13 protein-coding genes are annotated in these 12,499 nt (G+C 62.6%); 12 read left to right on the forward strand and 1 reads right to left on the reverse strand.

The features are described 5' to 3' along the window. The first annotated feature begins 89 nt into the window (after window positions 1-89). From ASD52_RS03375 to ASD52_RS03425, 11 genes are all read left to right on the forward strand, one after another. Complete coding sequence (locus ASD52_RS03375; RefSeq protein WP_057209827.1) at window positions 90-1,415, forward strand: dicarboxylate/amino acid:cation symporter; 1,326 nt, start codon at window positions 90-92, stop codon at window positions 1,413-1,415. Window positions 1,416-1,666: 251 nt separating this feature from the next. Continuing rightward, window positions 1,667-2,935, forward strand: coding sequence for an ABC transporter substrate-binding protein (locus ASD52_RS03380; RefSeq protein WP_057222845.1), 1,269 nt, complete (start codon window positions 1,667-1,669; stop codon window positions 2,933-2,935). Between the two features lie 37 nt (window positions 2,936-2,972). After that, the gene (locus ASD52_RS03385; protein WP_057222846.1) at window positions 2,973-3,848 is read left to right on the forward strand and encodes a sugar phosphate isomerase/epimerase; all 876 of its coding nucleotides are present in this window, start codon (window positions 2,973-2,975) and stop codon (window positions 3,846-3,848) included. Continuing rightward, window positions 3,845-4,645: a 6-phosphogluconolactonase gene (locus tag ASD52_RS03390; RefSeq protein WP_057209822.1), complete on the forward strand. Its 801-nt coding sequence runs from the start codon at window positions 3,845-3,847 to the stop codon at window positions 4,643-4,645. Before ASD52_RS03385 ends, ASD52_RS03390 begins: the two co-directional genes overlap by 4 nt. After that, window positions 4,642-5,568, forward strand: coding sequence for an ROK family protein (locus ASD52_RS03395; protein WP_025429251.1), 927 nt, complete (start codon window positions 4,642-4,644; stop codon window positions 5,566-5,568). Before ASD52_RS03390 ends, ASD52_RS03395 begins: the two co-directional genes overlap by 4 nt. Then, complete coding sequence (gene ugpC / locus ASD52_RS03400) at window positions 5,565-6,638, forward strand: sn-glycerol-3-phosphate ABC transporter ATP-binding protein UgpC (RefSeq protein ID WP_057209820.1); 1,074 nt, start codon at window positions 5,565-5,567, stop codon at window positions 6,636-6,638. Before ASD52_RS03395 ends, ugpC begins: the two co-directional genes overlap by 4 nt. Before the next feature lie 4 nt (window positions 6,639-6,642). Continuing rightward, window positions 6,643-7,557, forward strand: coding sequence for a sugar ABC transporter permease (locus ASD52_RS03405; RefSeq protein WP_051509250.1), 915 nt, complete (start codon window positions 6,643-6,645; stop codon window positions 7,555-7,557). Window position 7,558: 1 nt separating this feature from the next. Continuing rightward, window positions 7,559-8,398, forward strand: coding sequence for a carbohydrate ABC transporter permease (locus ASD52_RS03410; RefSeq protein ID WP_057209818.1), 840 nt, complete (start codon window positions 7,559-7,561; stop codon window positions 8,396-8,398). Between the two features lie 37 nt (window positions 8,399-8,435). Beyond that, window positions 8,436-9,521: a Gfo/Idh/MocA family oxidoreductase gene (locus ASD52_RS03415; protein ID WP_057222847.1), complete on the forward strand. Its 1,086-nt coding sequence runs from the start codon at window positions 8,436-8,438 to the stop codon at window positions 9,519-9,521. Window positions 9,522-9,556: 35 nt separating this feature from the next. Then, on the forward strand, window positions 9,557-10,123 hold the full coding sequence (locus tag ASD52_RS03420) for a TetR/AcrR family transcriptional regulator (RefSeq protein WP_038577941.1): 567 nt from the start codon (window positions 9,557-9,559) through the stop codon (window positions 10,121-10,123). 34 nt (window positions 10,124-10,157) lie between these two features. Beyond that, the gene (locus tag ASD52_RS03425; RefSeq protein ID WP_025429245.1) at window positions 10,158-11,009 is read left to right on the forward strand and encodes a cupin domain-containing protein; all 852 of its coding nucleotides are present in this window, start codon (window positions 10,158-10,160) and stop codon (window positions 11,007-11,009) included. A gap of 33 nt (window positions 11,010-11,042) precedes the next feature. Here ASD52_RS03425 and ASD52_RS03430 read toward each other — a convergent pair whose 3' ends face one another. Continuing rightward, on the reverse strand, window positions 11,043-11,759 hold the full coding sequence (locus ASD52_RS03430) for a YafY family protein (protein WP_057222848.1): 717 nt from the start codon (window positions 11,757-11,759) through the stop codon (window positions 11,043-11,045). A 76-nt stretch (window positions 11,760-11,835) separates the two neighbouring features. Here ASD52_RS03430 and ASD52_RS03435 point away from each other — a divergent pair, with 76 nt between their 5' ends. After that, the gene (locus tag ASD52_RS03435; RefSeq protein ID WP_057209809.1) at window positions 11,836-12,447 is read left to right on the forward strand and encodes a glutathione S-transferase family protein; all 612 of its coding nucleotides are present in this window, start codon (window positions 11,836-11,838) and stop codon (window positions 12,445-12,447) included. Window positions 12,448-12,499 lie beyond the last annotated feature (52 nt).

The raw sequence follows: 12,499 nt of genomic DNA on the forward strand, positions 1-12,499 counted from the left end.
ATCCTGATGACAGCCCGAGCTGTCGCGCTTCGGAAATAGGGCCTGGGAGGCCCGGCATGACGCCGGACTGGGCCTAAGTGGAGGATATCATGATTATCGACCAATCCGCGGAACCGCGCGGCAAGACACCTTTCTATCGTCATCTCTATGTCCAGGTTCTGGCGGCCATCGCCGCAGGCATCCTGCTCGGCCATTTCTACCCGGAGGTCGGCACGCAGCTTAAGCCGCTAGGCGATGCCTTCATCCGCCTGGTGAAGATGATTATTGCCCCGGTCATCTTCCTGACCGTCGCCACCGGCATTGCCGGCATGACCGATCTCGCCAAGGTCGGGCGGGTCGCCGGCAAGGCGATGATCTACTTCCTGACCTTCTCGACGCTCGCGCTCATCATCGGCCTGATCGTGGCCAATGTGGTGCAGCCCGGCGCCGGCATGCACATCGACCCCGCGTCGCTCGACGTCAAGGCGGTCACCTCCTACGCCGAGAAGGCGCATGAGCAGTCGATCACCGGCTTCCTGATGAACATCATTCCGACCACGCTCGTCGGCGCATTTGCCGAGGGCGATATCCTGCAGGTGCTGTTCATCTCCGTTCTGTTCGGCCTGGCGCTCGCCATGGTCGGCAAGAAGGCGGAGCCTGTCGTCGATTTCCTGCACGCGCTGACGCTGCCGATCTTCAAGCTGGTCGCGATCCTGATGAAGGCGGCGCCGATCGGTGCGTTCGGCGCCATGGCCTTCACCATCGGCAAATATGGCGTCGGTTCGATCGCCAATCTCGCCATGCTGATCGGCACATTCTATTTGACCTCGCTGCTCTTCGTCTTCGTCGTGCTCGGCGCGGTTGCCCGCTACAACGGCTTCTCGATCGTCGCCCTCATCCGCTACATCAAGGAAGAACTGCTGCTCGTTCTCGGTACATCCTCTTCGGAAGCGGCGCTGCCGGGACTGATGAGCAAGATGGAAAAGGCCGGTTGCAAGCGCTCGGTTGTCGGGCTGGTCATTCCGACCGGCTATTCCTTCAACCTCGACGGCACCAACATCTACATGACGCTCGCCGCACTCTTTATTGCCCAGGCGACCGACATTCCGCTGTCGCTCGGCGACCAGGTGCTGCTGCTGCTCGTGGCGATGCTGAGCTCCAAGGGTGCAGCCGGCATTACCGGCGCCGGCTTCATCACGCTTGCCGCCACGCTTTCGGTCGTGCCGGCGGTGCCGGTTGCCGGCATGGCGCTGATCCTCGGCATCGACCGCTTCATGTCGGAGTGCCGGGCACTGACCAACTTTGTCGGCAACGCGGTTGCGACCATCGTGGTCGCCAAGTGGGAAGGCGAACTGGATGAGACCCAGCTTGCCGCAACCCTTGGCGGCCGGGCGCTGCCGGAAAGCCCGGTTCCGGGTCTTCAGCCAGCCGAATAAAGCTGCCTCCTAGGGCAAGACCGCATCTCGGTGCGGCAAGGCGTGGTCCACTTTCTGGTGGGCCACGCCTTTTTTCTTTTGCGGGATAGCCTCGTGGCGTTGCCGCCCTAGGTCATAGGCTGGCGGTTTGCTGCCGGGCCGCCAACGTTCCTGTGAAATTCTCGTTCTCCCCACTTTACTGTACCGTCTGGACGGTATAGTAATTTGTCATCACTGATCGAGGCAAAGCGTTTTCTGGGGAGGAGACGAGAATGCATTGGACGAAGTGTGTGAAAGCGGCCGCCTTGGCCACCGCGGCGTTTGCCGCATTTCCAGCGGCTGCGGCCGAAGTATCGATTTTCTGCAGCTCGGCCGGCGCGGAGCTCGAGCTCTGCCAGTCGGCCTCCGAGGCCTGGGCCAAGGAAACCGGCAATACTGTCAAGATCAACAAGATGCCGGCCAATTGGGGCGAGGCGCTGCCGCTCTACCAGCAGCTGCTCGCCGGAAAGTCCGGCGACGTTGATGTCTTGACCCTCGACAATATCTGGGTCGGCACGCTCGCGTCGCACCTCGTCGATCTCCGGCAGAAGGTGCCTGCCGACGAAGTTTCCAGCCATTTTGAATCGTCTCTTGCCGACGCGACCATCAATGGCCAGCTGCTGGCAATGCCGTGGTTCGTCGACGCCGGCCTGATGTTCTATCGCAAGGACCTTCTGGAGAAGTACGGCAAGGCCGAGCCGAAGACCTGGCGGGAGCTCACCGAGACGGCGAAGCTCATCCAGGACAAGGAGCGGGCATCAGGCAGTCCCGACATGTGGGGCTATGTCTGGCAGGGGCGAGCCTATGAAGGGCTGACCTGCGACGCGCTCGAATGGGTGGCATCCTACGGCGGCGGAACCTTCATTTCGCCCGAGGGCGAGATCACAGCCAACAATCCGAAGGCGGCCGAAGCGCTCGATATTGCCCGATCCTGGATCGGCGGGATCAGCCCGGAAGGCGTGTTGAACTACGACGAAGAAGGCTCGCGCGGCGTGTTCGAAGCCGGGAACTCGGTTTTCCATCGCAATTGGAGCTATGTCTGGGGCACGACGCAGGCCGACGGATCGTCGCTGCGCGGTAAGGTCGGCGTCATGGCGCTTCCGGTTGGGGCTGAAGGCGGCAAGTCGAGCGGATGTTACGGGGCGGGTCTTCTCGGTGTGTCGAAATACGCCGACGATGTAGACGCCGCCGTCAGCCTGGTGCGCTATCTCACCGGCGCCAAGGAACAGAAGCGCCGCGCGCTCCAGGCCTATAGCCCGACGCTGAAGGCGCTCTACGAAGACAAGGACGTTCTGGCGGCCAATCCTTCGCTGCAGTTTGCCGAGAAGGCATATGCCGAAAGCGCCTCGCGTCCGTCGCAGGTCACGGGCGCGTCCTACAACCGGGTGTCCCAGCGGATCTTCAATAGCGTGCACAATGTGCTGAGCGGCAAGGAAAGCGCGGACGATGCCCTGGCGAAGGTTGCGAGCGACCTGGAACGTCTAAAGGCGCGGGGCTGGTAAGCCCCCGCCTATTTCCCACCGATCGAGGACATCACCCGTGAACATTGCGATAGCACCGTGCTGCTGGGGCGTTTACTGGCCCGAAGGCAACGAAATCAACTGGACCGACTATCTCGACCGCATCAAGGCGGCCGGTTACCGGCACACCGAACTTGGACCCTACGGCTTCTTTGCCACGGATCCAGAGGTGCTTTCATCCGAGCTTGGCAGCCGCGGCCTTTCGGTCGTCGCGGCGGCCCATGTCCACACACTCGCCGATCCCGCCTCCTGGCCGGTCCTTAAGGAAAAGACGCAAGCGATCTGTCGGCTGCTGTCTGAGGTCGGCGCGACGCATTTCATCCTGATGGACGAGTCGGAGTTCTATCCGAAGGACAGGATGGGCGTGGTCGATGAAGCAGGCTGGCGCTCCGTCGTCGAGCAGACCACGGGCGCTGCACGCATCGCCCGCTCGCATGGGCTGGAGTTCAGCTTTCACCCGCATGTGGGCACCTGCGTCGAGCTTGAGCCGCAGATCGAGCGCCTGCTTGCCGAGACGGAGCCAGGCCTTGTCGGGCTCTGCCTCGATACCGGTCACCACGCCTATTGGAAGGCCGATCCGACTGATTTCCTTGTCCGTCACCGGGATCGGATCAACGCCATCCACCTGAAGAACGTCGATGGCGCCTATCGCGAACGGGTTCTGGCCGAAGGCATCCACAGCGACCGCGCCTTCGAAGAGGGCATCATGACCGACCTCGATCGCGGCGTCGTCGACATTGCCGCTTTCGTCGATGCGCTGCGGCAGACGGGCTACGATGGCCCGCTCGTGGTCGAGCAGGATCTTGCGCGCGGCCATCCCGACACGCCGGAAACCATCGCCGAACGGAATTTCCGCTTCGTTTCCGAGCTTTTGGCTGAGCGGGCAAAGGCATGAAGGTCGAGGTCCACGATACGCCGCTATCGATCGGAGAGCATCTGGCGGAGCGGATCGTCGATGGCATCCGGGCGCGAGGTTCCGAAGGCCGTGCTTATGTGCTCGGCTGTCCGGGTGGGCGCAGCCCCATGCCGGTCTACGAGGCGATCGGCCGGCGGCTGAAGGTTGAGCCGATCAATTGCTCGCGGCTGGTCATCGTCATGATGGACGAATACTTGCAGACCAGCGGCGGCGACCGTCTGACGCCGCCGGCTTCATCGGCGCATTTCTCCTGCCGCGGGTTCGGCGAGCGTGAGATCGTCGGGCGGATCAACGCGGGCCTCCCTGCCGAACTTCGCATTCCTCGGGCAAACTTCTGGATGCCGGACCCAAGCAATCCCGACGACTATGATGCCCGCATCGCCGCTGTCGGCGGCATCGATCTTTTTCTGCTCGCTTCCGGCGCCGGCGACGGTCACATCGCGTTCAACCCGCCAGGCTCGGCGCGCGATAGCCGGACGCGGGTGGTCGCTCTAGCCGAGCAGACGCGGCGCGACAATCTCGCGACCTTCCCCGACTTTCGCGGCATCGACGAAGTACCGTCGCATGGCGTGACCATCGGTATCGGCTCGATTGCGGAGCTGTCGAAATCCGTAGCGATGATCGCCTGGGGCGAGGGCAAACGCCACGCCTGCGAACGCATGAGCGGCGCCACGGCCTATGACGCCACTTGGCCGGCGACGATTGCCGCCGAATGCCGGGATGCCGAGTTGCACATCGATGCCGCGGCGGCCGGTCGATTGGGAGCGCGCCCGTGAGCCAGCACGCGATCGGCATCGATGTCGGCGGGACGAAGACCAAGGCTTGCCTCGTGCGTCTGGCCGACGGTGCCGTTATCACTGAGCGCACGGCCGCGACGCCCTGCCAGCAAGGCGGCCGTGCAGTCCTCGAACTGGTCGGGGTGCTCGCCGAGGCCATGGAGGCCGAAAGCAGCGCACGCAAGCTCGATACCGCAGGCCTCGGCCTTTGCCTGCCGGAACTCGTGACCGGCGCCGGCGAACCGGCATCGGCCTGGAATTTCGATTGGCGCGATCTCGACTACCGCCAGCATCTCAGCCGCTTCGGTGTTGTTCATATCGACAGCGATGTACGGGCCGCGGCCTACGCCGAAGGCTGGATCGGAGCTGGCGTCGATGCGGATCCCTTCGTTTATGTGACGATTTCGACCGGCCTATCGCATTCGCTGGTGATCGGCGGCACCCCCTATGCCGGCGCTCGCGGCTTTGCCATCCATTTTTCCGGTAGCGACCTCGTGGCGTTTGGCGGCGAAGATCAGGACCTTCAGGTACGCCACAATCTTGAGCTTTTCGCCAGCGGCAAGGCGCTCGGCGAGCGCTACGGCAAACTCATCGACCGTCCGGGGACGACCGCGCTGCAGCTCTTCGAAGCGGAAGCACACGATCCGAGGGCGGCCACGATGGTCGGCGACGCGCTTTTGTCGCTTGCCTCCTATCTCGGGCAGCTCGTCAACACACTCGACCCTGAAATCCTGATCCTTGGCGGCGGTATCGGCGGCGACCCTTCGGTCAACGAGCGCCTTGCTAGCCTGACGCGCCCATTCATCTGGGCCGATGGCGCCCGGGATCTTCCCATTATCAGAAGCGTCCTTGGCGACACGGCCTGCGCGGTCGGCGTGGCGGCGCTTGCAAACAAAGCTCGCAAACAGGCGGTGCGCATATGAGTGGAATTGGCCTAACCGATGTCGTCAAGCGCTTCGGCGCGCTGACCGTGATCGACAAAGTCAACCTGAAGGTTGGCGAAGGAGAGTTCGTGGTGTTCGTCGGCCCGTCGGGCTGCGGCAAGTCGACCTTGCTGCGGATGATTGCCGGGCTCGAGGAGATTTCCGACGGCGAACTGCAGATCGGCGGCAGGCGCATGAACGAAACGCCGCCGGCCGAGCGCGGCATCGCCATGGTGTTCCAGTCCTACGCGCTCTATCCGCACATGAGCGTCGAGCGCAACCTCGGCTTCGCGCTGGAGACAGCGCGACTGGGCGCCGGCGAAATCAAGGAGCGGGTCAGCAAGGTCGCGCGCTTTCTCAAGATCGAACATCTGCTGCACCGTCGACCCGCCCAGCTCTCCGGCGGGCAGCAGCAGCGGGTCGCCATCGGCCGTGCGCTGGTGCGTTCGCAAAAGCTCTTTCTCTTCGACGAGCCGCTCTCCAACCTAGATGCCGATCTGCGCATGGAAATGCGCGTCGAAATCGCGCGTATTCACCGCGAGCTCAAGGCCACCACCGTCTATGTCACCCACGACCAGCTCGAGGCAATGACGCTTGCCGATCGCATCGTCGTCCTGAAGGACGGCCGGATTGCCCAGGTCGGCACGCCGATGGAACTTTATGAGCGGCCGGCGAGCAAATTCGTCGCCAGCTTCATCGGCGCACCGCGGATGAATTTTCTGCCGGGCACGTTGCATCGCGAGACAAGCGCGAGCCGGCTGGAGGTCATGGGGGGCACCCATACGCTCGGCCGTATCGACTATGACGGCGAGATCAGCATCGGCCTGCGGCCCGAGGATCTGATCCTTGGCGGCGGCGAGGTGCAGATCCCGGCGCAGGTGCTGCTCGTCGAGCCGCTCGGTGGCGAGGCATTGGTGCACGCGCGTGTCGGCGATGGCCAGATGCTGGTGATGAAGGTGCAGGGCAAGCCGGATCTCCGGCCGAATGCCGACATCACCATCGGCTGGATGCAGTCGAAGGCGCATCTGTTCGGGGTCGACGAAAGTGCGCTTCGCGCTGCGGAGGCTTGAGACGATGACGTCAGGGGCAGTAATAAGATCTCTCGGATTGCGGCAGGCCCGCGCCCGCACCGCCTGGTGGTTTCTGGCGCCGAGCCTGCTGGTGCTGACCGCCGTCGCCCTCTGGCCGCTCGGGCGCACCTTTGTCTTTTCCTTCACCGACGCGCTGCTGACGGAGCCGGACTTCTACAGTTACATCGGCTTCGACAACTATCGGGCGCTGTTCGAAGATCCGCTGTGGTGGCAATCCGTCCGCAATACGCTGTATTTCACCGTCATTTCGGTGTCGATCGAGACCGTTCTCGGGCTGACGATCGCGCTCCTTCTCAACTCCCACATCGCCGGGCGCGGCGCCATGCGGGCGATCATCCTGATCCCCTGGTCGATCCCGGTCGTGGTCAGCGCCCGCATGTGGCAGTGGATGCTGCATGACCAGTTCGGCATCGTGAACCACGTGCTGAAGATGGCCGGTTTCATCGACAGCGGCATCGCCTGGACTGCCAATGCCTCCCTGGTCATGCCGGTGATCATCGCCGTCGATGTCTGGATCACCACGCCCTTCATGGTGCTTTTGATCCTGGCGGGTTTGCAGATGCTACCGCGCGGCATCTACGAGGTCGCCGCGATCGACGGCGTGCCGGCATGGAAGCAGTTCACCTCGCTGACGCTGCCGCTGCTGGCGCCGAGCATTGCAGTTGCCGTGCTCTTTCGCCTACTCGATGCGTTGCGCATGTTCGACCTGAGCTTCGTGCTTTCCTCCAACAGCGACGACACCAAGACGGTGTCGATCTATGCCCGCGAGGTCCTCGTCAATTTCCAGGACATGGGGGTGGGCTCGGCTGCTAGTACCGCCGTCTTCCTGATGATCGCCGTCGTGACAGCGATCTACGTCACCGTCTTCCGTCTCAACCGCCGTCTGCTGGGAGTTTGACATGGTCAGAAGCAACGCCCGCAAACGCCTGCACAGGATCGCGATATACAGCCTCTTCGGCGTCGTCGCGCTCTACACGCTGTTTCCGTTTTATTGGATGATCGCCTCATCGCTGAAATCAGGTCAGGCGATCTTCGACGTGACGTTCTTCCCGGACCTGAAGTTCAACAATTATACGGCGATCCTGTCGGACGGCGTTTTCCTGCGCAGCCTCTTGAATTCGCTGGTCGTCGCTTTCTCGGTCGTCGCACTCTCGCTGGTGCTGGCGATTGCGGCCGCCTATGCGCTCGGCCGGATCGACTTTCGCGGTCGTTCGCCGATCATGCTGCTGGTGCTCGCGGTCTCGATGTTCCCGCAGATCGCGCTTCTGTCCGGCCTGTTCGAGATGATCCGCTGGCTCGGGCTCTACAACACGGTCGGTTCGCTGATCTTCTCCTACATGATCTTCACGCTGCCGTTCAACATCTGGGTGCTGACCACGTTCATGCGCGATTTGCCGAAACAGATCGAGGAGGCGGCGATCATGGACGGCTGCTCGCCCTTGCGGATCGTGCGCTGCATCTTCCTGCCGATGATGGGGCCGGCACTGATCTCGACGGGACTGCTGGCCTTCATCGCCTCGTGGAACGAGTTCATGTTCGCGCTGACCTTCATCCTGACGGACGAGAACCGCACCGTGCCGGTGGCGATCGCCCTGATCTCGGGCTCCAGCCGGTACGAATTCCCCTATGGCGCGATCATGGCGGCATCGACGATCGTCACCGTGCCATTGGTCATCCTCGCTCTCATCTTCCAGAAACATATCGTCTCCGGCCTGACGGCCGGTGCGGTCAAAGGTTGAATTGTTGCCTCGTTCGTGAGGCGGAAAGGTTGCTTTCATGCGTGTCGTTCGCGTTGGTTTGATCGGGCTTGGCGAAGTCAGCCAGCTCATGCATCTGCCGATCCTTTCGGATCACCGGAACTTGTTTGAAATTGCTGGCGTCTACGACGTCTCGCCGAGCCTGACGGCCTATTGTTCGGCGCGCTACCCCGGTGCAAAGCCGTTCGAGACGGCAGAGGCGCTCGTCTCTTCCCCCGACATCGATGCCGTTTTCATTTTGACGCCGGACCAGACGCACAGCTTCTATCTCGAACTGGCGCTCAAAGCCGGCAAGCATGTCTTCCTGGAAAAGCCGGCCTGCCTCACGCTCGGTGAGATCGACGCGGTCGCGCCGCTCGCCAAGGCCACCGACAAGCTGCTGTTCGTCGCCTATATGCGCCGCTATTCGCCGAGCTTCCTTCGCGCCAAGGCAATGATGCCGAAGCCGGAAGAGCTCCGTTACGTCCGCGTGCGCGATATCATCTGCGAGGGCCCGTTCTTCATCAAACAGACCCGTAACATCTTCTACCCAACCGATCTGGACGCCGCGTTCCTCGCCGAATCCCGCGCGCAGACGTCGGCGCTCCTGAAGCAGGTCGTCGGGGAGGATGCGCCCGCCGACCTCATGCGCGCCTATCAGGTCCTGACCGGGCTGTCGTCCCACAGCCTTTCGGCGATGCGCGAACTGATCGGGCTGCCGAAGCGGGTGATCGCGGCCCATCACAAGGCCAATGGGGAATCCATCGTCGCGCTTTTCGACTATGGCCATTTCACCGCGATCTACGAGGCGATGATCGACAACGTTGCCCGCTTCGACGCGCGCATCGAGGTGCTGTCCGACCGGCGGCAACTGCGTGTCAGCTACGACACGCCCTATATCCGCAACCTGCCGACCTCGCTGGAGGTGATCGATTCGACCGAAACCGAGACGGAGACAAGGGTCTTCGGTCCTGATTATACCGACCCCTTCGCGCTCGAATTGCGCGCCTTCCACGATCATCTGGTCAAGGGCACGCAGCCGAAAACCACGCTCGACGATTCACGCAACGATCTGGCGCTGATGGCCGAGATCGTCGATCGCCTGCGCGAGAGTTCAGGGATATAGCGTGCGCAGATTTTTCAACACTGGATTGTACCGACATGGCAAAACGTGAAAGCGCACGGGACCGTATTTTGACTGCCGCCGAGGCGATCGTCGTGGGCAAGGGCGTTTCCTCGCTCACCTTCGACGAGGTCGCGGAGCAGACGGGCCTGAGCAAGGGGGGCATCCTCTATCATTTCGCCAGCAAGGACGCCCTTGTGCGCGCCATGGTCGAACGGTTCGTCTACCGCTTCGAGACCGGTCTTGCCGGCATCGAGCATGAGGACGAGGATCCGCACGGCCGCTACACACGAGCCTATGTCGGCGCGACGCTTGGGGAAGCCGCAAGTACCGGCGAGCAATACGACCGCCTCGGCGCCAGCATCACGGCGGCGCTCTCCAACTTTCCCGACCTGCTTGAAATCGTGCGCCAGCAGAACATTCGTTGCCAGGCGGCGGTCGAAGAAGACGGTCTGGATCCGGTCGACGCCACGATCATCCGCCTTGCCGTCGAGGGCCTGTGGATGGCGGAGGTTTTCAACGTCATGCATCTCGACCCGGAAATGAAGCGCAAGGTCACCGCCCGCCTGATCGAACGGACGCGCGCGTCCTCAAACCGAAAATAGCGCGCAACGACGCGCCGCAGCCAAGGAGTTACCGATGGGCTACAAGCCTTCACCGCGTCCAGTCTTCGACCGCGCCAGCCACATTCCCTATGCTGGCGTCACCCGGCATCTCTGGGGAGAGGAGAATGCCGGCCTCGTCGACGACTGGATCTACGCCTCCACCGACAGCATCCACCAGATCGTCTTCGGCATGCAGCCCGGCGGCTGCTTCAAGCATACCGACGCTTTCAGGACGATCTTCGGTGCCGATGAAGTGCTCTATGTCTTGAGCGGCACGCTCGGCCTTGCCAATCCCGAAACAGGCGAGTTCTGCATCGCGCAAAAGGGCGAGGCGCTGTTCTTCCGCAAGGATACCTGGCACCATGGCTTCAACCTCGGCAATGACCAGGTACGGGTGCTGGAGTTCTTTGCGCCGCCGCCGGCAAAGGGCACGTCCGGTCCCTATGCCCGCACCAAGCCTTATCTCGAGCTTGCGCAGTCGCGTTACAGCCAGAGCGAGTTCATCGGTCGCTGGCCGATGGAAGCAAAAGCCCAACGCGACGCACGCACGATCCATCCGATGCGCGATGCCGATCTGCTGTGGAGCCTGGACCAGGCGACGCAAGGCGCCTTTACCGGCCTCTATTGCGCCACCGACCAGTTGACGGTCGGCAAGACAACGCTGCTGGCCGGCAAGCGCACGGGCGTCGAGCGCCACAAGGGCGATGAATGCCTCTACGTCGTTTCCGGAACGCTCAACATTCACGTGCCCGACGCGGAAGGCCAGGCCTGGTTCGAGCTCAATCCGCGCGACGGGTTCTATATTCCGGCCGGTACCGATCACCAATATTACAACATGTCGGGCGAGCAGGTGGAGTTCGTCTTCGGCGTAGCGCCGGACTTCTGAGAGCGTCTCTACACTGGCGTTGGCGGCGTCGACTTACCCTTTGCGGTGGGCCGGCGCCGTGTCCGTTGCGCCGGCATTCATGCGGGCAATGAACTCGCGCAGCATCGGCACGCGCCGCGGCCGGAAACTTTCGTCCGTCGGCCTTATCTCGGCGATGCGATCGATACGAAACTTGCGGAAGTCCTCACGCAGGCAGCACCAGCCGAGCAGAACAAGCACATGTTCGAGATAGACGATGCCGAGCGGCAGGACGCGTCTTTCGCTATGCTGGCCCCCGGCGTCGACATAGTCGATGACGATTGCCCGTTCCTGCCAGCAGGCTTCGCGAAGCAGCCCGACGTCGATGTCGGAAGTGGATCTTCTTTCGAAACGGTGAACCTGCGAGACGGCATGGATCGTCTGCTGCTGCAGTCGGTCGGGCAGGGTGGCCGTTATCTTCGAAAGTACGGCTTCGGCAGCCCGCGCAAGCTCGGGTTCGCCCATGTGGCGAACTTCGGCCAGACCCAGCACGAGGGCTTCGATTTCAAGGCGGGTGAACGTCTGGGGCGGGAGGGCGATATCTTCGGTGAGGCGATAACCAAAACCGCGCTCGCCGTCGATGACGGCACCGGCGGCGCGCAGGCTGTCGATATCGCGGTAGAGCGAGCGCTGCGACACGCCGGTTTCCTCGGCCAGCCGGGCGGCCGTCACCGGCGGCGGCAGGCTGCGAAGCGCCTGGAGAAGACGAAACAAACGATCGCTGCGCGCCATGAGCCTACTGACGAAAATTGGCAGTTGGGTTTTTTTATAAAGAGCCCAGACAGAAACCGCAATCCGAGGACTTTCCATGTTGACGCTCTATCACGCCCCGCGCTCCCGCTCCTCGCGCATCATCACATTGCTTCGCGAACTGGATGCGCTTGACAAGGTGAACATCGAAATCGTCGGCATCACCCGCGGCGACGGCAGCGGGGCCAAGGACCCGAAAAATCCGCACCCGGAGGGCAAGGTGCCGCTGCTGGTGCATGATGGCGTCGTCATCTGGGAAAGCATCGCCATCATTCAGTACCTGACCGATCTTTTCCCCGCCAAGAAACTGGCGCCGCTTCCCGGCGATGCCAAGCGCGGCCGTTATCTGAGCTGGCTTGCCTGGTACGCGGGCGTGGTCGAGCCGGTGCTGATCGTCGAGGCGGCGGGGCTCTCGCATCCCTATCTGCAGTTCACGTTCCGCAGTTCCGTCGAGATGGCGCGTCAACTCGAGACGGCGCTCACGGCAAGCCCCTATCTGATGGGCGAGCAGTTCTCGGCTGCCGACTTGCTGCTCTATTCGCCGTTTGCATGGTTCCCGGAAGCAACGCCGAATGTGCCCGCCGTCAAAGCCTGGATCGAGCGCTGCGCCGCGCGGCCGGCCGTGCAATGGGCCGCAGATTTCGACGCGTCGTCGCTCGCGGCGGCATAGGCTCGAAATCGGTTCGAGAGATGAAACGATGACGTGCGGTGCTTCATCGTTT

This window comes from Ensifer sp. Root142, assembly GCF_001426785.1.
GTDB classification, from domain to species: domain Bacteria; phylum Pseudomonadota; class Alphaproteobacteria; order Rhizobiales; family Rhizobiaceae; genus Ensifer; species Ensifer canadensis.

What these genes read in the sequence shown, in the direction of transcription:
- ASD52_RS03410 (WP_057209818.1), top strand. Translation starts at nt 7,559, where the DNA reads ATGGTCAGAAGCAACGCCCGCAAACGCCTGCACAGGATCGCGATATAC.
- ASD52_RS03380 (WP_057222845.1), top strand. Translation starts at nt 1,667, where the DNA reads ATGCATTGGACGAAGTGTGTGAAAGCGGCCGCCTTGGCCACCGCGGCG.
- ASD52_RS03425 (WP_025429245.1), top strand. Translation starts at nt 10,158, where the DNA reads ATGGGCTACAAGCCTTCACCGCGTCCAGTCTTCGACCGCGCCAGCCAC.
- ASD52_RS03430 (WP_057222848.1), bottom strand. Translation starts at nt 11,759, where the DNA reads ATGGCGCGCAGCGATCGTTTGTTTCGTCTTCTCCAGGCGCTTCGCAGC.
- ASD52_RS03415 (WP_057222847.1), top strand. Translation starts at nt 8,436, where the DNA reads ATGCGTGTCGTTCGCGTTGGTTTGATCGGGCTTGGCGAAGTCAGCCAG.
- ASD52_RS03405 (WP_051509250.1), top strand. Translation starts at nt 6,643, where the DNA reads ATGACGTCAGGGGCAGTAATAAGATCTCTCGGATTGCGGCAGGCCCGC.
- ASD52_RS03435 (WP_057209809.1), top strand. Translation starts at nt 11,836, where the DNA reads ATGTTGACGCTCTATCACGCCCCGCGCTCCCGCTCCTCGCGCATCATC.
- ASD52_RS03420 (WP_038577941.1), top strand. Translation starts at nt 9,557, where the DNA reads ATGGCAAAACGTGAAAGCGCACGGGACCGTATTTTGACTGCCGCCGAG.
- ASD52_RS03375 (WP_057209827.1), top strand. Translation starts at nt 90, where the DNA reads ATGATTATCGACCAATCCGCGGAACCGCGCGGCAAGACACCTTTCTAT.
- ASD52_RS03390 (WP_057209822.1), top strand. Translation starts at nt 3,845, where the DNA reads ATGAAGGTCGAGGTCCACGATACGCCGCTATCGATCGGAGAGCATCTG.
- ugpC (WP_057209820.1), top strand. Translation starts at nt 5,565, where the DNA reads ATGAGTGGAATTGGCCTAACCGATGTCGTCAAGCGCTTCGGCGCGCTG.